Origin of the sequence: Burkholderia sp. Bp8991 (assembly GCF_003853795.1) — a bacterium.
Classification (GTDB): Bacteria; Pseudomonadota; Gammaproteobacteria; order Burkholderiales; family Burkholderiaceae; genus Burkholderia.
This window is the reverse complement of record NZ_QTQJ01000018.1, coordinates 141,036-162,705: the sequence shown is the minus strand read 5'-3', so window position 1 is coordinate 162,705 and position 21,670 is coordinate 141,036. Positions and strand designations below refer to the sequence as shown.

At 68.0% G+C, this 21,670-nt stretch carries 19 protein-coding genes and 1 other RNA gene; 9 read left to right on the top strand and 11 right to left on the bottom strand.

Annotated elements, in window-relative coordinates; translation table 11 throughout:
• Positions 1 to 200 precede the first annotated feature (200 nt).
• Both DIE02_RS21380 and DIE02_RS21375 read right to left on the bottom strand, forming a co-directional pair.
• Positions 201 to 5,447: an autotransporter outer membrane beta-barrel domain-containing protein gene (locus DIE02_RS21380; RefSeq protein ID WP_124529762.1), complete on the bottom strand. Its 5,247-nt coding sequence runs from the start codon at positions 5,445 to 5,447 to the stop codon at positions 201 to 203.
• A 637-nt stretch (positions 5,448 to 6,084) separates the two neighbouring features.
• Positions 6,085 to 6,999 (bottom strand): class II glutamine amidotransferase, encoded by a 915-nt coding sequence (locus DIE02_RS21375; RefSeq protein ID WP_124529760.1) that lies wholly within the window; start codon positions 6,997 to 6,999, stop codon positions 6,085 to 6,087.
• Positions 7,000 to 7,201: 202 nt separating this feature from the next.
• Here DIE02_RS21375 and pyrC point away from each other — a divergent pair, with 202 nt between their 5' ends.
• The 3 genes from pyrC (at position 7,202) to rnpB (ending at position 9,565) form a co-directional block, all read left to right on the top strand.
• Positions 7,202 to 8,266, top strand: a complete 1,065-nt coding sequence (gene pyrC / locus DIE02_RS21370) for a dihydroorotase (protein WP_044848289.1) — start codon at positions 7,202 to 7,204, stop codon at positions 8,264 to 8,266.
• Positions 8,263 to 9,141, top strand: coding sequence for a DUF3025 domain-containing protein (locus tag DIE02_RS21365; protein ID WP_124529758.1), 879 nt, complete (start codon positions 8,263 to 8,265; stop codon positions 9,139 to 9,141). Before pyrC ends, DIE02_RS21365 begins: the two co-directional genes overlap by 4 nt.
• Positions 9,142 to 9,153: 12 nt before the next feature.
• Positions 9,154 to 9,565: RNase P RNA component class A (gene rnpB, locus DIE02_RS21360), an RNA gene on the top strand.
• Positions 9,566 to 9,635: 70 nt separating this feature from the next.
• On the opposite strand, the gene DIE02_RS21355 is transcribed toward rnpB, so the two are convergent.
• The 3 genes from DIE02_RS21355 to DIE02_RS21345 form a co-directional block, all read right to left on the bottom strand.
• Positions 9,636 to 10,100, bottom strand: coding sequence for an OsmC family protein (locus DIE02_RS21355; protein WP_072465471.1), 465 nt, complete (start codon positions 10,098 to 10,100; stop codon positions 9,636 to 9,638).
• Between the two features lie 120 nt (positions 10,101 to 10,220).
• The gene (locus DIE02_RS35800; protein ID WP_124529756.1) at positions 10,221 to 10,526 is read right to left on the bottom strand and encodes a hypothetical protein; all 306 of its coding nucleotides are present in this window, start codon (positions 10,524 to 10,526) and stop codon (positions 10,221 to 10,223) included.
• Between the two features lie 34 nt (positions 10,527 to 10,560).
• Complete coding sequence (locus tag DIE02_RS21345) at positions 10,561 to 10,842, bottom strand: DUF1090 family protein (RefSeq protein WP_124529754.1); 282 nt, start codon at positions 10,840 to 10,842, stop codon at positions 10,561 to 10,563.
• Positions 10,843 to 11,153: 311 nt separating this feature from the next.
• Here DIE02_RS21345 and rplM point away from each other — a divergent pair, with 311 nt between their 5' ends.
• The 3 genes from rplM to erpA all read left to right on the top strand — a co-directional run bounded on the left by rplM (position 11,154) and on the right by erpA (position 12,565).
• Positions 11,154 to 11,582: a 50S ribosomal protein L13 gene (gene rplM, locus DIE02_RS21340; RefSeq protein WP_009687896.1), complete on the top strand. Its 429-nt coding sequence runs from the start codon at positions 11,154 to 11,156 to the stop codon at positions 11,580 to 11,582.
• 11 nt (positions 11,583 to 11,593) lie between these two features.
• Positions 11,594 to 11,986 carry a 30S ribosomal protein S9 gene (gene rpsI / locus DIE02_RS21335; RefSeq protein ID WP_011883283.1) on the top strand — a complete coding sequence of 131 codons (393 nt, stop codon included), beginning with the start codon at positions 11,594 to 11,596 and terminating at the stop codon, positions 11,984 to 11,986.
• Positions 11,987 to 12,193: 207 nt separating this feature from the next.
• Complete coding sequence (gene erpA, locus DIE02_RS21330; protein ID WP_006401687.1) at positions 12,194 to 12,565, top strand: iron-sulfur cluster insertion protein ErpA; 372 nt, start codon at positions 12,194 to 12,196, stop codon at positions 12,563 to 12,565.
• 158 nt (positions 12,566 to 12,723) lie between these two features.
• Here the strand turns inward: erpA and DIE02_RS21325 are convergent, their stop codons facing one another.
• Entirely contained in the window at positions 12,724 to 13,872 is a 1,149-nt protein-coding gene (locus DIE02_RS21325) for an anhydro-N-acetylmuramic acid kinase (RefSeq protein ID WP_124487991.1), read from the bottom strand.
• Positions 13,873 to 14,014: 142 nt separating this feature from the next.
• Here DIE02_RS21325 and tyrS point away from each other — a divergent pair, with 142 nt between their 5' ends.
• The 3 genes from tyrS to DIE02_RS21310 are packed head-to-tail and all read left to right on the top strand — an operon-like array spanning position 14,015 to position 16,397.
• Entirely contained in the window at positions 14,015 to 15,256 is a 1,242-nt protein-coding gene (tyrS, locus tag DIE02_RS21320; RefSeq protein ID WP_044848285.1) for a tyrosine--tRNA ligase, read from the top strand.
• Positions 15,253 to 15,711, top strand: coding sequence for a D-aminoacyl-tRNA deacylase (gene dtd / locus DIE02_RS21315; RefSeq protein ID WP_006751891.1), 459 nt, complete (start codon positions 15,253 to 15,255; stop codon positions 15,709 to 15,711). The genes tyrS and dtd overlap by 4 nt, the downstream gene beginning before the upstream one ends.
• Positions 15,712 to 15,734: 23 nt before the next feature.
• Positions 15,735 to 16,397: a histidine phosphatase family protein gene (locus tag DIE02_RS21310; RefSeq protein WP_124487989.1), complete on the top strand. Its 663-nt coding sequence runs from the start codon at positions 15,735 to 15,737 to the stop codon at positions 16,395 to 16,397.
• A 40-nt stretch (positions 16,398 to 16,437) separates the two neighbouring features.
• Here the strand turns inward: DIE02_RS21310 and DIE02_RS21305 are convergent, their stop codons facing one another.
• From DIE02_RS21305 to purH, 5 genes are all read right to left on the bottom strand, one after another.
• Positions 16,438 to 17,391, bottom strand: a complete 954-nt coding sequence (locus DIE02_RS21305) for an oxygenase MpaB family protein (protein ID WP_124529752.1) — start codon at positions 17,389 to 17,391, stop codon at positions 16,438 to 16,440.
• Between the two features lie 24 nt (positions 17,392 to 17,415).
• The gene (ruvB, locus tag DIE02_RS21300) at positions 17,416 to 18,483 is read right to left on the bottom strand and encodes a Holliday junction branch migration DNA helicase RuvB (RefSeq protein ID WP_124529750.1); all 1,068 of its coding nucleotides are present in this window, start codon (positions 18,481 to 18,483) and stop codon (positions 17,416 to 17,418) included.
• A gap of 108 nt (positions 18,484 to 18,591) precedes the next feature.
• The gene (ruvA, locus tag DIE02_RS21295) at positions 18,592 to 19,173 is read right to left on the bottom strand and encodes a Holliday junction branch migration protein RuvA (protein ID WP_044848281.1); all 582 of its coding nucleotides are present in this window, start codon (positions 19,171 to 19,173) and stop codon (positions 18,592 to 18,594) included.
• Between the two features lie 193 nt (positions 19,174 to 19,366).
• A complete protein-coding gene (ruvC, locus tag DIE02_RS21290; protein WP_044848280.1) occupies positions 19,367 to 19,909 on the bottom strand; it encodes a crossover junction endodeoxyribonuclease RuvC in 543 nt (180 codons plus the stop codon).
• 151 nt (positions 19,910 to 20,060) lie between these two features.
• Positions 20,061 to 21,626: a bifunctional phosphoribosylaminoimidazolecarboxamide formyltransferase/IMP cyclohydrolase gene (purH, locus tag DIE02_RS21285; RefSeq protein WP_044848279.1), complete on the bottom strand. Its 1,566-nt coding sequence runs from the start codon at positions 21,624 to 21,626 to the stop codon at positions 20,061 to 20,063.
• Positions 21,627 to 21,670 lie beyond the last annotated feature (44 nt).

Here is a 21,670-nt window from a genome sequence, read left to right as displayed (position 1 = left end):
ACCGCAAGGACGATTTCTTCTCGAATCCGAAGTCGGACCGCGCGAAGGACTTCCTCGCGAAAATCCTGCACTGAGCGTTCGTGCAGCGCGTGCGCCGCATGCACGCCGATGAAAAAACCGCCCGGCTGAACACCGGGCGGTTTTTTTCGCGGGCTGCCCGTCGCCCGCCGGTGGCAGCGGACGGGTTGCCGAGTCGGGCGTTACCAGCTGTAGCGGTAGCCGACCTGCCCGGTCACGCCGCGCCGGTAATCGCCGCCGATGTTGCGCGCATATTTCACGTTCGCGTACAACGCGCCCGACTTGCCGAAGCCCGCGGTCACGCCAAGGCCGAGCTCGTACCAGGTGCGGCCCAGGTGCGTCGCGAACGGCGTGCCGCCGACGACGGTCTGGCCCGGCGACAGGAAGTCGTGCAGCACGTCGGCCGTGAAGTACGGTGTCGCGGCGCCGCCGCCCGCGTTCGCGTCGAGGTTCGGCCGGAAGACGCGCACGCCGACGCGTCCGCGCAGCGCGTGGGTCGTCGTGCCCGACACGGCCGATACGTCGTCGTTGAACCCGTTCAGCTTCAGGTACTGGTACATCAGCTGCGCCTGCGGCTCGACCGCGATCGGCGTGCCGCCGATCCCGAACGGCTTGCCGACCTCCTGCGACAGCGCGATGCCGAAGCCGTTCTGCGAGGCCTCGTTGCCGTAGCTGTCGCGATAGCGGTTGCCGTAGTGCGTGACCTGGCCGACGCTATCGAAGTAGGTGCCGTCGGACAGGTAGCGTGTCCAGTAGCCGCCGACGCTCTGCGCGTGCATCTCGACCGAGCCCGTCGACGTCGACAGCCCGGCCGTGTCGGCGCGTGCCGTGTCGCTGAAGCTCGCGTTCGCGACGCCGATGCTCGCCGTCACGCCCGCATGCGTGCTGCCGCCGGCGGGCGCCTGGTCGAGCGTCCAGTCCTTGCCGAACTGCGCGAAGAACGTGCGCTCGTCGGCCGCGAAGCGGCCCGCGTTCGCGTCGAGGCTCTGTCCGCCGATGCGGCCCCACACGCCGTCGCGGTTGCCCGGCGCCTGCTTCTCGAGGTTGTAGATGTCGCCGACGCGCTCGTGCAGCTTGCCAAGCGTCGAGAAGCCGTAGTCGGCGTTCAGCAGCGGCGTCATCGCATAACCCGCGACGCCAGGACGGTACGCGAGATTGCCGCCGTTGTCGCCGCCCTCGATGACGGACGGGCCGACCGGATCGCCGGGGTCCGTCGGGTCCAGTTGCGAGCGCAGGTACCAGCCGTTCGCATCGCCCTGTCCGCCGCGGTAGAGACGGTATTCGTACGCGCCGGCCTGTACGGGGCCCGCGAGATGGAACGCCGACGCGGTAGTCGTGCCGCCATTGGCCGTGACGACCACCGGAATCCCGTCGCCCGTCGTCTGCGCGCCGGTGCCGGCCGTGTTCGCGATTTTCAGCCCGGTCGTGCCGCTCGCGGTGCCGCCGTTCACGATCAGCCGGTCGGTCGGCGATGCGTCGGCGCCGAGGTAGGTGTTCAGCGCGATCGTGCCGCCGTTGCCGACGTAATTGCCGGTCGTCAGCGTCCGGTAGCTGGCGGCCGCCGTCGGTGAACCGGACGGTGCGGCGAACGCGACCAGGCCCGCGTTGTTCAGGCTGCTCAGCACGGAGCTGCCGGTCATGTGCCACGTGCTCGAGCCGTCGACGCTCAGCGCGACCGGGTCGATCGTGCCGGTCAGGGTCGTGCCGTTCGTCAGGAACACGTTGCCGGTGCTCGACGCGTCCGACACGATGTCGCCGGCGAGATTCACGGCCGATGCGTTGAAGGTCGCGGTGCTGCCGTTCGCGAGGTCCAGCAGCGTGCCGTTGCCGGCCGTCACGACGGTGCCGTTGCGCACCGCGATGTCGACGGTGCCGCCGCGTGCGGCGAACGCCGGCCCGGTGACGGACGCGACGCTGCCGCCGTCGACGCGCACCGAGCTCGTCGCGCCGGTCGCGAGCGTGTCCGTGCTCATGACGCCGGCCGTCGCGCCCTTGAGCGTCGTGCCCGTCAGCGCGAGCATGCCGCCCCCGTCGACGGTCGCGCCGTTGCCGGCCGCGCTCGCGAGCGACGAACCCGTGTCGCCGATACGGCCGCCGTTGCGCGCGACGAGACCGTCGGCTGCCACGCCCGCCGCAGAGACCTTCGTGCCCGACAGCCACACGGTCGCGCCGCTGCCCGCGACGATCGCATGCGCGCCGGCGCCGGTCGTCGCGACGGTCGTGCCGTCGGCCGCCAGCGTCGAATCCGCGCCCGTCACGAAGAGGCCGCGTGCGTTGTCGCCGGCGGTGCGTACGACGGTCGCCGCGTCGGTCGCGATGCGTGCGCTCGTGCCCGTCGACGACAGCCCGTCGGCGCCATTGCCGGTCGTGCCGATCTGCGTGCCTGACAGCGCGATCGTCGTGTTCGTGCCGAGGTTGTCGATGCCCTTGCCGGCGCCGCCCGCCGCGATCGACGTCGCGCCGGCCGCGATCCCGCCGTTCGAGACGGTCGAGTCGATCAGCACGCCGTCGGCACTGCCGTTCACGACGACGGTGCCCGCGCCCGACAGCGCGACCGACGCACCCGCGCCGGTCAGGTGCACGCCCGCGACGCCGTCGTCGGCCTCGATCGTGCCCGCGTTGGCAAGCGTCGCCGACGCGCCCTGCACGAGCGCGCCGGTGCCGTTGACCACGCGGATCGCCGACGCGTTGTTCACGGTGCCGAGCGTGCCGACCACGACGCCCGTCGAGCCTGCGCCGCTCAGCAGCACCGTGTCGCGGTTGTCGAGCGTGCCGAGGTTCTGCGCGACGAAACCCGTCACGCCCGCGGTCGACGAGGTGACCGCGGCATCGTTGGTCAGCGTCGTCGCGACCGGTGCGCCGGCATTCGCGCCGGCGAGGTCGTGCGCCTGGCCGTCGACGACGCCCGCGATCGCGCCGGCCGCATTCAGGTTGATGGTCGCGCCCGAGTCGATCGTGCCCTTCGCGCCGCCTTCGACTGCAACCGCGATGCCGTTCGCGCCGTTGACGTTGTAGGTGGCGTGGCCGGTGGACAGCGTCGTGCCGGCGCCGGTCGCGAGCACGCCGCGCGCGCGCTGGCCGTTGACGTCGGTCGTCAGCGTGCCGGCGGCCGATGCCCCCGTATAGGCCGCGCCGCCCGCCATGCGGAACAGCGTCGAATCGTCGGTATCGACGCTCAGGTGCTGCGCGGCGACGTTGATCTTCGAGCCTGCGCCATACGCATAGAAGCCGATCTGGTTCGTGCCCGACATGAAGTGGGGCACCGCGTTCGCGTCGACGTTGATCGTCGCGCCCGAGCGCGCATGGACGCCGATCGCACCGGTGCCCGTCAGGTTGAGCGCGCCGTCGACCGTGGCCTTCGCGCGCGGCCCTTCGGCCCACACGCCGTAGTTGCGCGTGTCCGATGCCGGATCGAGCCCGCCGGCCACGTTGATCGTGCCGGTCGACGTTGCGGCCGTCGCGGTCGAGCCGGTGCCGACCACCATGATGCCGATGCCGTTCACGCCGTTCAGCGTGATCGTGCCGGTGTTGGTCACGGTCGCGGCCGTGTTGGCCGCGAGCATGCCGACGTTGGCGAACGGCGTGCCGGGCGCCGCGCCGTTCACGACGATCGTGCCCGCGTTGCGCAGCGTGCCGGACGACGAACCGATGCTCGCCATTCCGGCGCCGTTCTGCGTCTGCGAGCCGATCACGATCGAGCCGAGGTTGCTGGCGGTGCCCGACGCGCCGAGCAGGATCCCGTACGCATGCGCGGACAGCGCGACGTCGTTCGCCGCCGCCCCCGGCCCGTACTGGGCCGCGCGGCCGAGATAGATCGTGCCGCCGGCCGCGTTCGTGAAGGTGCCGCCCACCGCGAAGCCGCCGATCACCTGGCTGTCGAGCGTCGTCGCGTTGACGCCGACGTTGATCGTGCCGGCGTTCGACGCGTTCGCGCCGCCCGTCACGGCCACCGCGTAGTTCTGCAGGTCGGGGCGGTCGCCGGCGAGCGTCCACGCGCCGACGTTCATCACGCCGTGGTTGACGAACGAGGTGCCCGAGCCGTTCGCGTACACGCCGTTGCCCTCGGTGTACGCATGGAACCCGAAGTTGTCGGGCGGCGTGCCGCTGCTCGTGTCGAAATTGTTGCCGGACGCGTAGCCGGACGAGATCACGCCATTGTTGACGCCGCTCGCGCCGCTCAGCAGGCGCACCAGCGTGAAATCGCCCGACAGGCGGCCGTCGTTGACGAAGTGCGCGCCGTTTTCCGCGAGGACGGCCGAACTCGATGCGATCGTGTTGGTGCCGCGGAAGTCGATCTGGCCGTCCTTGCCGATCTGCAGCGTCGCGTTCGCGCCGGTGCCGTGCATTGCCGACAGGTGATCGATCGGCAGCGTGTTCTTGTCGCCGGCGGACACGTTGTTCGCGTACTGGAAGGTCTCCTTCGAGAACGTGACGGCCTGGCCGAACGCGGTGTCGTACGCGGCCTGCGAGCCGAGCGCGCCGCTCCGGACCGAACGCACGAGGAAGTCGTTGTAGGCGGCGAGCGACGCGGCGTCGCTGACGGTCCACGTGCTGCCGTCGAACGCGGTGAAAGTGCCCGCATAGGCCGGCACGTCGAGCTGGAGGTTGCCGACGGAGCCGCCGCTCGCGAGGTAGTCGCCGGTGGTGAACCAGACCTGGTTGCGTGAATTCCAGTTGACGACGCTTGGGGTGGCGCCCGTCCCGTCCGCGACGGTGAGGTCCGTCTGCTTCGCGGCCATCGTGATTGCGTTGCCGGCCGAGCCGGGCGCGTTGGCGGGATTGCCGATCGACACGTTCAGCGTGCCGCCGGAGCGGTCGACGGTGCCGATCCGCGTGTTCACGTACTGGTCGCCGTTGACGTCGAGGTAGACGGGCACGTCGGTCGTGCCGACCGTCGACGCGGAGAACGCGGACGAGTCGTAGGTGGCGACCGACGTATGGGTGCCCGTGATCGTGTCGGGCGTGCCGATGTTTTGCGTCTTGCCGCCGAGCGACACCAGCGGCTGATCCGGATTTCCCGACACGATCGTCGTCGTGCCGAACGGGATGCGCGTGTAGCCGGCGTCGCCGCTGTTCTGCGCCGTCCATGCGCCCGTCACGCCGACCGCGTCGCCGCCGGACACGGTCGTGGCGCCGGCCAGGTTGTCGTTCACGGTCGGGCTGACGCTGCCGAGCGCGCAGCTGCCGCCGCTCGCGACCGCCGAACCGTCGCCGCAGCTCGACCCGTACGCGGAGCCGGCCGACAGCGCGGCCAGCGCGGCACCGAGCGCGGCGACGCGCAGCGGCGAGCGGCGCATCGCCGTGCGGCCGGCGCGGGTGCTTGCGCCCGATTCCCGGCGTGAACGCTTGCCGCGCGCCCGTGTCGTTTCCGCGACCGCGACCCAGCAGCCGGCGGCGTCGCTCCAGATCGATCGAAATGAGTGATTCACGACATGCCCTCTTTCTTGTTTTGAAGTGGTATTCGCCGCATGCGGCGAATGCGCATTCCACGGTGACGCGAATGGACATGCGGCAGCCGTGGCTGCATGACGCGCCGGTCGGGTTTCGTTACACCGAAGATGGAGCGAGTCTACTAATTGGCGGGGCGGGCGATTTTCAAAAAATCAGGAAATGTGGGGATGGTAACGGTATTGAGTGGTATTTCTGAGTTGTGTGGGTAGTCGAACTGAAAGCCTTTGTGAATAAGGGCTTGGTGGATTTTTTATAGAACAGGCGGAAGCGCCGGTTCGGTAGGCTGGCGCACGATAGACGTGGGGATTTTGTTTTAAGCTGAGGCTTCCGGATTATCCGGTTTAGAATATCTTGTTTTATTTGTTTCGACGGTTAATCATTTTCACTTGAAAATTAATTAAATAAAAGTGAATGTCGTGTGGCGACGCACGCGTGCTTGAAATGGCAGCCTGAATGGAGTTGTCGGGGGAGATTTTCAATGCGGGCAATCATCGGCGGATGCCGGGCGCCGGATGCGTGGTTCGACGATCCGGGCATGACGCGGGATCGCCGGGCCGCGACGCTGGCGGAACAGCGCAACGCATGAAGCGCGCGCCCGGCGGCGGCGCGGCGCGCTCAGAAATCGATCGAGTCGTCGGAATCGCCGTCGGCGCCGGCCGCGAGTGCGGCGTGCTGCGTACCGCACGGCGCGGACGCCGACGCGTCGAGCGCCGGGTTGCGCAGTTTCTCGAGCACGCACTCGGGCACCGGAATCTGCATCCGCGCGGCGACGTCGCCGCACTGGAACATGATCAGCTCGCCCGGTTCGAACGAGGTCCAGATTTCGTTGTCGGTCAGCGGCTGCGTGGCGATCACCGCGACGCGATCCTCGGGCGTCGTGTATTTCGCGAAGTCGATCGACAGGTCTTCGTCGACCAGATGCGCGGTCGAGAACGGCCAGCGCCGCACGAGGTAGTGCAGCCGCGTCGAGCAGTGCGCGAAGAGAGCCTGGCCGTTCGACATCAGGAAGTTGAACACGCCGTGATCGGTGATGTCGCGCGTCAGCTCGCCGACGCGCTCGAACAGCTCCGGCAACGGCGGCTGCGCGCCGGGGAACGCTTCACGCAGCCCCTGCATCAGCACGCAGAACGCCTTCTCGCTGTCGGTGGTGCCGACCGGATGGTAGACGCTGCCGTCGAGATCGGGTTCGTACTCCTGCAGATCGCCGTTATGCGCGAAGATCCAGTGCCGCCCCCACAGCTCGCGCATGAACGGGTGGCTGTTCTCGAGCAGGATGTGGCCTTGCGTGGCCTTGCGGATGTGCGCGATCGTGTTCTTGGACTTGATCGGGTAGCGCTTGACCATTTCGGCGAGCGGCGACGTGGCCGATGCCTGGTGGTCGACGAAGAGGCGACAGGCCTTGTCCTCGAAGAACGCGATCCCCCAGCCGTCGGCATGGTGATCGGTGAGGCCGCCCCGGGCCGCGAAACCTGTGAAGGAGAATGTGACGTCCGTCGGCGCGGCGCAGTTCATTCCTAGGAGTTGGCACATTTTACTTGGGGCGGGGGCGGAAGCAGGGTAACCAACCGGGTGAACCCCGGTACAATGTGGCTTCTAGCATATCACCGAGCCTTGAGCGGTAAAAAGCGGATTCCGCCGGCCGAAGGCCCCGTGTTGCGGTTTGCCGTCAGTCGGCCCGCGCACGCGCGTTCCGGCCCCGCAGATGGCCAGCCCGTTCCTCACGACGCCTCCTATGACTGCCTCGAACGCTTCCTCTCCGGCGACGCTCACGCTCGCCCGTCCCGACGACCTGCACCTGCACCTGCGCGACGGCGACATGCTGGCCGCGGTGCTGCCGCACACGGCGCGCCAGTTCGCCCGCGCGATCGTCATGCCGAACCTGAAGCCGCCCGTCACGACCACCGCGCAAGCGCAGGCCTATCGCGAGCGAATCCTGGCCGCGCTGCCGGCGGGCATGGCGTTCGAGCCGCTGATGACGCTGTACCTGACCGACAACACGTCGCCCGACGAAATCCGCCGTGCGCGCGACAGCGGCTTCGTGCACGGCGTGAAGCTGTATCCGGCCGGCGCGACGACGAACTCCGACCACGGCGTCAGCGATCTCGCGAAGTGCGCGAAGACGCTCGAGGTCATGCAGGAAACCGGCATGCCGCTGCTCGTGCACGGCGAGGTGACCGACCCGGCGATCGACATGTTCGATCGCGAGAAGGTGTTCATCGACCGCGTGATGACGCCGCTGCGCCGCGATTTCCCCGGCCTGAAGGTGGTGTTCGAGCACATCACCACGAAGGACGCGGCCGACTACGTGCGCGACGCCGATGCGGCGCCGGGCCTGCTCGGCGCGACGATCACGCCGCAGCACATGCTGTACAGCCGCAACGCGCTGTTCGTCGGCGGGATCCGCCCGCATTACTACTGCCTGCCGGTGCTGAAGCGTGAAACGCACCGCGTCGCGCTCGTCGAAGCCGCGACGTCGGGCAACCCGCGCTTCTTCCTCGGCACCGACAGCGCGCCGCACGCACGCGACGCGAAGGAAACCGCGTGCGGCTGCGCGGGCTGCTACACGGCGCTGCACGCGCTCGAGCTGTATGCGGAAGCGTTCGACAAGGCGGGCGCGCTCGACAAGCTGGAAAATTTCGCGAGCCGCTTCGGCGCCGATTTCTACGGGCTGCCGCACAGCACCGAGACGATCACGCTGCGCCGCGAGACCTGGGAACTGCCGCGCGAGGTGTTCGCGGGCGATACGCCGGTCGTGCCGCTGCGCGCCGGCGAATCGATCGGCTGGAAGTTCGCGTGACCGGCACGCCGCCGCGCGCGGCCGGCCATGCGGCCGGCGGCGGCGCGGCGGCGTTCGCGCGGATCGACTGGTCCGCGCCGTGGCTCGCGCGTTACGCGGAACCGGGCCGCACGCTTCAGGCGGCCGCGCTCGCGGGCGAGGCCGCGCTGCTCGACGCACTGAACGGCGCACTGCGCGGTGATGCCCGTGTCAGCGGCCGCGGCAAGCCGCTGCGCTTCGTGCCACAGGCCGAGCTGCCGCCCGGCATCGCATACGAAACCCATATCGCCGCGACCGGCGGCGTCCCGACCCGCCACAATCTTCACGACTTCTTCAATGCGCTCGTCTGGTTCGCGTATCCGCGCACCAAGGCTGCGCTGAACGCACGCCAGGCCGCGGCGATCGATGTCGCGGGCGGCGTCGGGCCGGTGCGCGGCACGCTGCGCGATGCGCTGACGCTGTTCGACGAAAATGCCGCGCTGTTCGTGACGGCCGACCGCACGCTCGCCGATGCGCTGCGCGGCTTCAGCTGGCAGCAGCTGCTGGTGGCGGCGCGCGACGCGTGGGGCACGCGCTGCGAGGCGCGGCTCGTCGGCCATGCGCTGCTCGAGAAGCTCGTCGCGCCCTACAAGTCGTGCACCGCGCACGCATGGATCGTCGAAGTGGGCGACGACTATTTTTCGTGGCCTGACGCGCAGCGTGCCGCGCATGTCGATGCGCGGATCGCCGGCGAGCTCGCGACCCGCGACCTGACGAGCCGCGATTTCGCGCCGCTGCCGGTGCTCGGCGTGCCGGGCTGGTGCGAAGCGAATGCCGCGCCCGCGTTCTACGACGATCCGGCGGTTTTCCGCAGCGGCCGCCGCTCGCGCGCTGCCGGCGGCGGCGCACAGTGCTAGAATGCGCGTCGCAAAGCAGGCCAGGCAGTCGCGGCCTCGCCGCCTTCGGGCAGGCGGGGGCGAGGAAAGTCCGGACTCCACAGGGCAGGGTGATGGCTAACGGCCATCCGTGGCGACACGCGGAACAGGGCAACAGAAAGCAAACCGCCGATGGCCCGGCGCAAGCCGGGATCAGGTAAGGGTGAAACGGTGCGGTAAGAGCGCACCGCGGCGACGGCGACGTTCGCCGGCACGGTAACCTCCACCCGGAGCAATTCCAAGTAGGCAGGCGCGCATTTTCGGATGCAGGACGGGGCCCCCGTCTCGTCTGCGGGTAGGAAGCTTGAGCGCGTCAGCAATGGCGCGCCTAGAGGAATGGCTGCCACGCGCCGCGCGCTTCGGCGTGCAGCGTGCACAGAATCCGGCTTATCGGCCTGCTTTGCCGTTCGAATGCGAAAGGGCCGGCGCTCCGTCAGGAGCGCCGGCCCTTTTTTTCATGCGTGGCCGCCGTGCGTTCAGTCGGCGACGATGTCGAACGAATGCGTGAGTTCGGCGGTCTTCGCGATCATGATCGACGCGGAGCAGTACTTGTCGTGCGACAGGTTGATCGCGCGCTCGACCGTGGCCGGGTTCAGGTTGCGGCCGGTGACGGTGAAGTGGAAGTGGACCTTCGTGAACACTTTCGGATCTTCGCTCGCGCGTTCGGCCTTCAGCGTGACCGAGCAGCCGGTGACTTCCTGGCGGCTCTTCTTCAGGATCAGCACGACGTCGTACGCGGTGCAGCCGCCGGTACCGACCAGCACCATTTCCATCGGGCGCGGCGCGAGGTTGTGGCCGCCGCCTTCCGGCGCGCCGTCCATCGCGACGAGGTGCCCGCTCCCGGTCTGGGCGGAAAACGCCATGCCGTCCTGACCCATCCAGCTTACTTTGCATTCCATGCTTGCACTCCAGCGTTGCCTGATTCGGATTCGATCCGGCATTGTAGCCCGCAGCGCTTCGCTCGGCTGATGCGCTGCACGACGCGCCACGCCATGCCGCCGCGTGCGGTGCCCGGCGGGGCGCCGAACGGCGATTTCCCTGCTGTCTTTAGGGGTTTTACTCTAGGCGTGGCGGGCTTCCGGCTGCGCGCTTTCTTCCCAGTTGATTGATTTTAAAAGGGAAAATCCATTCATCGCGTGAGGCTTACCGGATTCCGCATTATGGTGTTGGATTTCGTAATGCAAATTTTCTTGTGAAGTCGGCGACGCATTCGTATAATGAGCCTCATTGGTTGTCGCGCTGCGGCAACCTCCGCATGTCTCCTCCACCCTCCTCCTAAGGTGGATTAAGCCCGAACCAGCCGTTCGGGCTTTTTTTCGTCCCATGCAAGCATCGGCGCGCAGTTTGCGCGCGTCGATATCCGTCATTGACTCCCGTTTACGCCGGCCGCCGCGCGGCTGGCTACGATGCCGCGCCGGGCGGCGTGTCCGTCGAACGGGCGGCAGGGGCCGGAACGTGTGCGGCCGATGCATGGCCATGACCACGCGCGCAGAAGTGGCGCACGCGTTCGCGCACCGCGCGCAGGCGGGCGATACGATCTTCGGCATGGGCGTGGCGGGCGTCGGCGATGCGGGCGTCGAGAGCGTCGAGCTTGGCCTCGCAGCCGGCCCGGGCGGCGACGGCGGGCGCCGCGGCGGCCAGCAGCGCGGCCGCGAGAAAGGGCGTAAGTCGTTGTTTCATCATGCTTGTTTGTTGTTTTCCGTGATCGGCCGGTCTGGCGCGGCAAGGTCAGGTGCCGCGCGTCGATGGGTGCCGCCCCAGGCGCTCGGTTCGCCTGGTGTATCGGGGCACGACCGAATTTTGGCCCATTTCGGGCGCCGCCGGCACGGGGCGTGGATTCTCTTTGACCGCGCTGCGGTATTTCCTTTATAATTCAGGGCTTTTCCGCATTCATGCCCACGGAAAAAGAACAGGGAGAGCCTGCACCGCGCCTCGAAGCGCACACAGACAAGCAGGAAGAACACATCGGGCAAAGCATTTTTTTTGGATCGATCATGAAGACGTTTTCCGCAAAAGCCCATGAGGTGACGCGCGAATGGTACGTGATTGACGCGACGGATAAGGTTCTCGGCCGTGTTGCCAGCGAAGTGGCACGCCGTCTGCGCGGCAAGCACAAGCCTGAGTTCACCCCGCACGTCGACACTGGTGATTTCATCATCATCATCAACGCGAGCAAGTTGAAGGTCACGGGCAACAAGACTCTGGACAAGAAGTACTACCGTCACTCGGGCTACCCGGGCGGTATCTATGAAACGACGTTCGGCAAGATGCAAGAACGCTTCCCGGGCCGTGCGCTCGAGAAGGCGGTCAAGGGCATGCTGCCGAAGGGCCCGCTCGGCTACGCGATGATCAAGAAGCTGAAGGTCTACGCTGAAGCTACGCATCCGCATTCGGCTCAACAGCCGAAGGCGCTCGAGATCTAAGGGGAGCCCACATGATCGGTAACTGGAACTACGGTACGGGCCGCCGCAAGAGCGCAGTCGCACGTGTCTTCATCAAGGCTGGCAAGGGCGACATCATCGTCAACGGCAAGCCCATCGCCGACTACTTCTCGCGTGAAACGTCGCTGATGATCGTGCGTCAACCGCTGGAACTCACGAACCACGGCCAGACGTTCGACATCAAGGTCAACGTCAACGGCGGCGGCGAAACGGGTCAGGCAGGCGCAGTGCGTCACGGCATCACCCGCGCGCTGATCGACTACGATGCAACGCTGAAGCCGTCGCTGTCGAACGCAGGCTTCGTCACGCGCGATGCACGTGAAGTCGAGCGTAAGAAGGTTGGTCTGCGCAAGGCACGTCGCGCAAAGCAGTTCTCGAAGCGTTAATTCCGCTTCATGGCCGCGCCGCTTCCGGGCGGCGTCCGCCGGAAAAACCGCCAGTTTTCGCGCTGGCGGTTTTTTTATGCCCGCGCGGCGGCGCCCCGCGGGCGGTTTCCTTTACTGAAATCAACAAGAACCTATTGATTTCATGGACATCAGCACGATCTTCTGATCGGCCCTACAATAGCGGCTAAAGCTTTTTGGAGAGTTCGCATGAACGCTGTTACCGAATCCGCAGCAACGACCACCGAAATGCCGGCACCGTTCGTCTTCACCGACGCCGCGGCCGACAAGGTCAAGCAACTGATCGACGAAGAGGGCAATCCCGACCTGAAGCTGCGCGTGTTCGTGCAGGGTGGCGGCTGCTCGGGCTTCCAGTATGGCTTCACGTTCGACGAGGAAGTCAACGAGGACGACACCGTGATGAACAAGAACGGCGTCCAGCTCCTGATCGACTCGATGAGCTACCAGTACCTGGTCGGCGCCGAGATCGACTACAAGGACGACCTCAACGGTGCCCAGTTCGTGATCAAGAACCCGAACGCCACGACCACCTGCGGGTGCGGCTCGTCGTTCTCGGTCTGAACGCACGACGGATCCTGTCCGGTTCGCCGGAATGAAAAACGGGGCTTGATGCCCCGTTTTTTTGCGTCCGTTGTACGCGACGAACCGCGCGGGCGGCCTGTCGGCGCAACCCGGACGCGCCGCATCGGGGCTCCCGCTCGTTTCGTCGTTTTCTCGTATCAGCGCGGATAAAGTGCGCCGAGCACGCGCTCGCCCGCGGCCCCCGTCACGCTCGCGAGATTGCCGGGCTGGCGCGCGGTGAAGCGGTACGCGAGCCACGCGAACGCGAGCGCCTCGACCTGCTGCGGCGGCACGCCGAGCGCGGCCGTCGTCTCCACCGTCGCCGGCACGCCGGCCTCGTGCAGTGCATGCCGGAGCGCATCGAGCAGCACCGGGTTGCGGGCGCCGCCGCCGCAGACGAACACGGCCTTGCAGCCGGCCGCGTGCCGGGCGATCTCGCGCGCGACCGAGACGGCGGTGAGTGCCGTCAGCGTCGCCTGCACGTCTTCCGGCGCGACCTGCGTGAACGCGGCGAGCTTCGCGTCGAGCCACGCGGGATTGAACAGGTCGCGGCCGGTGCTTTTCGGCGGCGGCGCGACGAAGTAGGGTTCGTCGAGCAGCGCGTCGAGCAGCGCCGCGTGCACGGTACCGCGCGCGGCGAACTTGCCGCCGTCGTCGTAGGGCTTGCCGAGATGGCGCGTCGCCCATTCGTCGAGCAACGCGTTCGCGGGCCCGCAGTCGAAGCCGCGCACGTCGCCGCCTTCGCCGGGCAGGATCGTGATGTTGCTGATGCCGCCGAGGTTGCAGACGACCCGCGTCTCGCCCGGCGCGCCGAACACCGTCGCGTGGAACGCCGGCGCGAGCGGCGCGCCGTGGCCGCCGGCCGCGACGTCGCGGCTGCGGAAATCGGCGATCACGTCGAGATGGGTGAGTTCGGCGAGCAGCGCCGGATTGTTGAGCTGGCGCGTGTAGCCGCGCTCGGGACGGTGCCGGACCGTCTGGCCGTGCACGCCGATCGCGCGGATCTCCTCGCGCGACAGGCCGGCCGTGCGCTGCAGCTCGTGACAGCACACCGCATAGCGCGCGACGAGCGCATTCGCCGCGACCGATTCGCGGTCGATCTCGTTGTCGCCGGGCTGCTGCAGCGCGAACAGCGCGTCGCGCAGCGATTGGGCGAAGCCGACGAACGCTTCCGCGAGCACGACCGGCGCGCGGCCGGTCTCGAAACGCACGGCGACGCCGTCGACGCCGTCCATGCTGGTTCCCGACATCAGCCCGAAGTAGATGCCGTCGGCCGGATGGGCGGGTTGCGGATGTCGTTGCGGCACGTTGGGTCCTCCTGGATCGAGCGGCGCGGGCCGGTGCCACGCGCCTTGCGCCCGATTATCCGCGCAACCTGACGCGTCGTTAAGCGATGCACGCGCAAGTTATGGGAAAATCCCTGTCTTTGCGACATTCTTCCTGGCCCCGATGAGCACCGAACCCAGTTCCAAGCCTGTTTTCCCGATCACCGACGAAGTCCGCCATGCGCTCGCCGTCACGAAGCGCGGCGTCGACGAACTGCTGATCGAGGAAGAGTTCGCGCAGAAGCTCGCGCGCAGCGCGGCCACCGGCACGCCGTTGCGCATCAAGCTCGGCCTCGACCCGACCGCACCCGACATCCACATCGGCCATACGGTCGTGCTGAACAAGATGCGTCAGCTGCAGGACCTCGGCCACACGGTGATCTTCCTGATCGGCGATTTCACGTCGCTGATCGGCGACCCGTCGGGCCGCAACGCGACGCGCCCGCCGCTCACGCGTGAGCAGATCGAATCGAACGCGAAGACCTACTTCGAGCAGGCTGCGCTCGTGCTCGACCGCGCCAAGACCGAGATCCGCTACAACAGCGAATGGTCGATGCCGCTCGGCGCGGACGGGATGATCAAGCTCGCGTCGCGCTACACGGTCGCGCGGATCCTCGAGCGCGAGGATTTCACGAAGCGCTTCCAGGGCGGCGTGCCGATCTCGATCCACGAATTCCTGTACCCGCTGATGCAGGGCTACGACTCGGTCGCGCTGAACGCCGACCTCGAGCTCGGTGGCACCGACCAGAAGTTCAACCTGCTGGTCGGCCGCGAACTGCAGAAGCAGTACGGCCAGGAACAGCAGTGCATTCTCACGATGCCGCTGCTCGAAGGCCTCGACGGCGTCGAGAAGATGTCGAAGTCGAAGGGCAACTACGTCGGCATCAGCGAGAAGCCGACCGACATGTTCGGCAAGCTGATGAGCATCTCGGACACGCTGATGTGGCGTTACTTCGAGCTGCTGTCGTTCCGCAGCATCGAAGAAATCGCGGGCTTCAAGCGCGACGCCGAAGGCGGCCGCAACCCGCGCGACTTCAAGGTGCTGCTCGCGCAGGAAATCGTCGCGCGCTTCCACTCGCAGGCCGATGCCGAGCGTGCGCTGGAGGACTTCAACCACCGCGCGAAGGGCGGCGTGCCGGACGACATCCCGTCGGTCACGCTCGCGGGCGCGCCGCTCGCGATCGGCCAGCTGCTGAAGCAGGCGGGCCTCGTGCCGTCGACGAGCGAAGCGCTGCGCAACATCGAGCAGGGCGGCGTGAAGATCGACGGCGCGACCGTCTCCGACAAGGGACTGAAGGTCGAGGCCGGCGAGTTCGTCGTCCAGGTCGGCAAGCGCCGCTTCGCGCGCGTCACGCTGACCGCATGATCGCGCTGATCCAGCGCGTGAAGCGCGCCGACGTGCGCGTCGGCGACCGTACGACGGGCGAGATCGGCGCAGGGCTGCTCGCGCTCGTCTGCGCGGAGCGCGGCGACACCGAGGCCGCGGCCGACAAGCTGCTCGCGAAGCTGCTCGGCTATCGCGTGTTCAGCGATGCCGCGGGCAAGATGAACCTGCCGGTGTCGAACATCGACGGCGCGGGCGGCGCCGGCGGCCTGCTGCTCGTGTCGCAGTTCACGCTCGCGGCCGATACCAACAGCGGGCTGCGGCCGAGCTTCACGCCGGCCGCGCCGCCCGACGAAGGCGCGCGCCTGTTCGACTATTTCGTCGCGGCCGCGCGCGAGCGTCATCCGGTCGTCGAGACGGGCGAGTTCGGCGCCGACATGCAGGTGTCGCTCGTCAACGACGGCCCCGTGACGTTCTGGCTGCAAGTGCGGCCCTGATTCATTCCCGGAGACGCGCCGCGATGGCCACCACGCAGATTCTCTTCATTCGCCATGGCGAGACGGCCTGGAACCGCATCAAGCGCATCCAGGGCCATATCGACATTCCACTGGCCGACACGGGGCTCGCGCAGGCGCAGCGGCTGGCCGTCCGGCTCGCGCGGGACGCGCGCGAAGGACAGCGGATCGACGCGATCTATTCGAGCGACCTGATGCGCGCGCAACAAACCGCGCAACCCTTTGCCGATGCGCTCGGGCTGCCGCTGCAGTTGCGCGAAGGGCTGCGCGAACGCGCGTACGGCGTGTTCCAGGGGCATGACAGCACCGAGATCGAGACGCTGTTTCCGGACGCCTACGCCGCGTGGCAGACGCGCGACCCGGGCTTCGCGCCCGACGGCGGCGAGTCGCAGCGCGAGTTCTATCATCGCGTGCTGCATGCGCTCGAGCCGATCGTCGCCGCGCATCCGGGCGGCCGGATCGCGTGTGTTGCACACGGCGGCGTGCTCGACTGCGTGTACCGCTTCGCCAACGGTATCGACCTGTCGGCGCCGCGCAGCTATCAGCTGCTCAACACGAGCATCAACGTCGTCGATTACGTCGATGGTCGCGCACAGGTCGTGCAATGGGCCGACGTGTCGCACCTCGACGCCGCGAGCGACGACGACGGGTATCGCAAGGTACTCTGATCCGGTCGTACTGGCTTCGCCCGGCGGAAGAAGCAGATCGTCAGGCGGGCGGGGTGCCGTCGGGCGGTGTCGCGGTTGCGCGGCGGCGTGCGCGCTTCGACGCGCCGTTGACGAGCGCCCAGCGCAGCACGGGCGCGACTGCCCGCACACCGGGCCGGACCACCGCGCGTCGCAGCGGCGCGAACGTCGACACGTCGAGCATGCGCTGCGCCCAGGGCGGCAGCAGGTCGATTCCCGCATGCATGATCAGCGACGCGGCTGGCCGCAGCGCGGGCGTTGCGACCGGCACGTTCAACAGGATGTCCATGACCTCGAAGGTGTGCGGCCCGGCTTCGAGTTCGGGCTGCATGCGCGCGAAATAGGCCGCTACCTCGGCGCGTGAACGGGGCACATCCCGGGCGCCGAGCAACTCCGCGATCAATGCCGTTTCCGCGTAGTAGCTGTCCTGCAGCTCGCCCGACAGCGACGGATTCACATAGCGCAAATGCGCGGCGAGGAAGCTCGAAACTTCCGCGACATGCACCCACGTCAGCAACGCCGGATCGTCGGCTCGATACGGCCGGCCGTCGGGCGCAGTGCCCGATATGCGCGCGTGGATCGTTTTCACGCGCTCGATGAGCGCGAGTGCGTCCGCGCGGCTGCCGAACGTCGTGCCCGTGATGAACGTGGCGGTGCGCCGCAAGCGGCCGAGGATGTCGGTGCGAAACGACGAGTGATCCCAGACGCCCGCGAGCGCGAGCGGATGGAGCGCCTGCAGCAGTAGCGCGGCAATGCCGCCCGTCATCATCGACGTGAAATCGGCATGCACGCGCCAGCAGATCGCGTCGGGGCCGAACAGCCCCGGGTCTCCGGGCGGCGACGAGAGATCGATCGACGGACCGCCGCCGCCCGTCGTCAGGTGCGTGATGCCGGCCACGAGCCGCTTGCGGATCGGTTCGACCCAGCGCGGGCCCGGTGTGGGCGGGGCGGGGTGCGGGCTGGGCGGCGTGGTCATGGCGAGCTTGGCGCGGGCAGCGGGTTACTTCCCGTCGGCGGTATCCCACATCCCGCGTTCGGGGTTGCCGGCGTCGGGCGCGGAGAGCCCGAAGTGGCGGTACGTGAGCAGCGTCGCGACGCGCCCGCGCGGCGTGCGCTGCAGGAAGCCCTGCTGGATCAGGTACGGTTCGAGCACGTCCTCGATCGTGTCGCGCTCCTCGCCGATCGCAGCTGCGAGGTTGTCGATGCCGACCGGGCCGCCGTCGAACTTGTGCAGGATCGCCTCGAGCAGCTTGCGGTCCATCAGGTCGAAGCCGACCGGGTCGACGTCGAGCATCGCGAGCGCGGCGTCGGCGACGGCCGCGGTGATCTGGCCGTCGGCCTTCACTTCCGCATAGTCGCGCACGCGGCGCAGCAGCCGGTTCGCGATCCGCGGCGTGCCGCGCGAGCGCTTCGCGATCTCCAGCGCGCCGTTCGAATCGATCTGCGCGTTCAGCAGCGACGCCGAGCGCCGCACGATGCGCGACAATTGCTCGGCATCGTAGAACTCGAGGCGCGCGACGATCCCGAAGCGATCGCGCAGCGGGTTGGTCAGCATCCCCGCGCGCGTGGTCGCGCCGACCAGCGTGAACGGCTGCAGGTCGAGCTTCACGCTGCGCGCGGCCGGCCCTTCGCCGATCATGATGTCGATCTGGTAATCCTCGAGCGCCGGATACAGGATTTCCTCGACGACCGGCGACAGCCGGTGGATCTCGTCGATGAACAGCACGTCGTTCGCTTCGAGGTTGGTCAGCAGCGCGGCGAGATCGCCCGCGCGTTCGAGCACGGGGCCCGACGTCTGGCGCAGGTTCACGCCCATCTCGCGCGCGATGATGTGCGCGAGGGTGGTCTTGCCGAGGCCGGGCGGCCCGAACAGCAGCACGTGGTCGAGCGGCTCGGCGCGGCGCTTCGCGGCCTCGATGAAGATCTCGAGCTGGCCGCGCACCTTTTCCTGGCCGACGTAGTCGTCGAGCTGGCGCGGCCGCAGCGCGCGTTCGAACACCTCCTCGTGCGACGAGGCGGGCGTGGCGGCGATGATCCGCTCGGCGGCGAGTTTGTCGGTTTCAATCATGCGGCCATTGTACCGCGCGCCGTCGCGCGGCCGAACTGGCCGAACGGCCGACTGGCGCGTGCCGCGCGACGGCGCGACACTGGCTCCGACAGCCGGCTCGGGCGGCCGTTACACCTTCGACAGTGCCTTGAGCGCGAGTTTGATGCCTTCGGACACGCCGGTGCCGGCCGGCACGTTCTTGATCGCGGCGAGGCCTTCCTTTTCCGAATAGCCGAGCGCGAGCAGCGCGTTGAGGATGTCGGTCGCGTGGTCGGACTGGGACGCGGCGCCGGCGAGTGCGCCGAGGTCCGCGCCGAGCTTGCCCTTCAACTCGAGCAGCAGGCGCTCGGCGGTCTTCTTGCCGATGCCGGGCAGGCGCGTGAGGCGCGCGGCGTCCTGCATCGTCACCGCCTGCGCGAGCTCCTGCACGCTCATGCCGGACAGCACGGCCAGCGCCATGCGCGCGCCGATGCCGGTGATCTTCAGCAGTTCGCGGAAGGTCGTCCGCTCCTGCGGCGTCAGGAAGCCGTACAGCAGGTGCGCGTCCTCGCGCACGATCTGCTGCGTGAGCAGCACGACGCGCTCGCCCGTTTGCGGCAGGTTGTAGAAGGTGCTCATCGGCACGTCGATTTCGTAACCGACGCCGTTGCAGTCGACGAGCAGGTGAGGCGGATTCTTTTCGAGCAGGATGCCGGCGATGCGACCGATCATGGATGGCGGGATGCGAGGAAGAAAGCGCGAGTGTAGCGCAGGTGCGGCGCGATGCCGATGGGTTGGCCGTCAGGTCGGGGCGCCGCGCGACGCGTGCGCGACGCGCGGCGATCAGGCAGGCAGGGCGGTGGCAGGCGCAATGCGCGCGACTCGGGTAGCCGCGCGCCGCGCCGAGGGGATGCGTGCCGTCGCGTCAGCCGACGAGCCGTCCGCGCCGCACGCGCAGCCCCCTTTTCGCGAGCGCCGGCGCGAGGCCGCCGATCGTGCCGAGCGTATTGCCGCTGTGCGCGTGGCAGATCGCCATCCCGAGCGCGTCGGCCGCGTCGCTGCCAGGCTGGCCGGTCAGGTTGAGCAGTCTCGTGACCATCTCCTGCATCTGCGACTTGGTCGCGCGGCCGTAACCGACGACCGCCTGCTTCAGTTGCAGCGCGGTGTATTCCGCCACCGGCAGGCCGCCGGAGACGAGCCCGCAGATCGCGGCACCGCGCGCCTGGCCGAGCAGCAGCGTCGACTGCGGGTTCACGTTCACGAACACCTGCTCGATCGCGGCCTGGTCGGGCGCGTGTTCGCGCACGAGCGTCGATACGCCCTGGAAGATCGTGCCGAGCCGGGTAGCCAGGTCAGCCGTAGGCGTGCGGATCACGCCGCTTGCGACATAGGCGAGCCGGTGGCCGCTGACGTCGATGACGCCGAAGCCGGTGACGCGCAGGCCGGGGTCGATGCCGAGAATTCGCATGAGTGAGGAGAAAAACCTGATGCCGCGATACTACAACGAATGGTGCGCGGGGCCGGCCGCGTGGCTGCGTGCGCCGGCGCCGCGCAATAAAAAACCCGGCGGGTATGATGCCGCCGGGTTTTCGTGCGGCGGCCGCGCGGGCCGCGTGCGATCAGTGACGGAAGTGGCGCACGCCCGTCAGGATCATTGCGATGCCGTGCTCGTCGGCCGCCGCGATCACTTCGTCGTCGCGCATCGAGCCGCCCGGCTGGATCACGCAGGTCGCGCCTGCCGCCACGACGACGTCGAGACCGTCGCGGAACGGGAAGAACGCATCCGACGCGACGGCCGAACCGGCCAGCGTGAGGCCCGCGTTCTGCGCCTTGATGCTCGCGATGCGTGCCGAATCGACGCGGCTCATCTGACCTGCGCCGACGCCGAGCGTCATGCCGTTGCCGCAGAACACGATCGCGTTCGACTTCACGTACTTCGCGACGCGCCATGCGAACAGCAGGTCGTCCATTTCCTTCGCGGTCGGTTGACGCTTCGTGACGACGCGCAGCTCGCTCGGCTGCACGTTCTTCGAATCGAGCGACTGCACGAGCAGGCCGCCGCCCACGCGCTTCAGGTCGAACGCGTTATGGCCGTCGCCGAGCGCGATTTCGAGCAGGCGCACGTTCTGCTTCGCGGCGAACACCTGCTTCGCGGCGTCCGTGAACGACGGCGCGATCAGCACTTCGACGAACTGCTTGGCCACCGCCTGCGCGGCCGTCTCGTCGACTTCGCGGTTGAACGCGATGATGCCGCCGAACGCCGACGTCGGGTCGGTCTGGAATGCCTTCGCGTACGCGTCGGCCGAATCGTTGCCGACCGCGACGCCGCACGGGTTCGCGTGCTTGATGATCACGCAGGCCGGCGCGTCGAACGTCTTCACGCATTCCCACGCCGCGTCCGAATCCGCGATGTTGTTGTACGACAGTTCCTTGCCCTGCAGCTGGCGGTAGTTCGCCAGTGCGCCGGCCGGCGCCGCGAGGTCGCGGTAGAACGCCGCGCTCTGGTGCGGGTTCTCGCCGTAGCGCAGGTCCTGCACCTTGTCGAACGCCATGTTCAGCGTGGCCGGGTATGCGCTGCGCGATGCGTGCTGCAGCTCGTCGGTCAGGCTCGTCAGGTAGTTCGTGATCGCGCCGTCGTATTGCGCGGTGTGCGCGAACACCTTGGTCGCGAGGCGGAAGTTGGTCGCATAGCCGATCGCGTTGCCGTTCGCCTTCATTTCATCGAGCACGACCGCGTAATCGGCCGGGTCGACGACGACCGTCACGTCGCGGTGGTTCTTCGCGGCCGAGCGCAGCATCGTCGGGCCGCCGATGTCGATGTTCTCGATCGCGTCGGCGAGCGTGCAGTCGTCCTTCGCGATCGTCGCGACGAACGGGTACAGATTCACGACCAGCAGGTCGATCGTCGGGATGCCGTGCTGCTCCAGCGCCTGCATGTGCTCGGGCAGGTCGCGGCGGGCGAGGATGCCGCCGTGCACCTTCGGGTGGAGCGTCTTCACGCGCCCATCGAGCATTTCCGGGAAGCCCGTGTAGTCAGCGACTTCGGTCACGGGCAGGCCCGCGTCGGCGAGGAGTTTCGCGGTGCCGCCGGTCGACAGGAGTTTGACGCCGAGGTCGGACAGCGACTTCGCGAAGTCGACGATGCCGGTCTTGTCGGAAACGGAAATGAGCGCTTGCTTGATCATGATGGAACCACCAATAGCCAGGGAAACGGGGACGGGACGGCCGC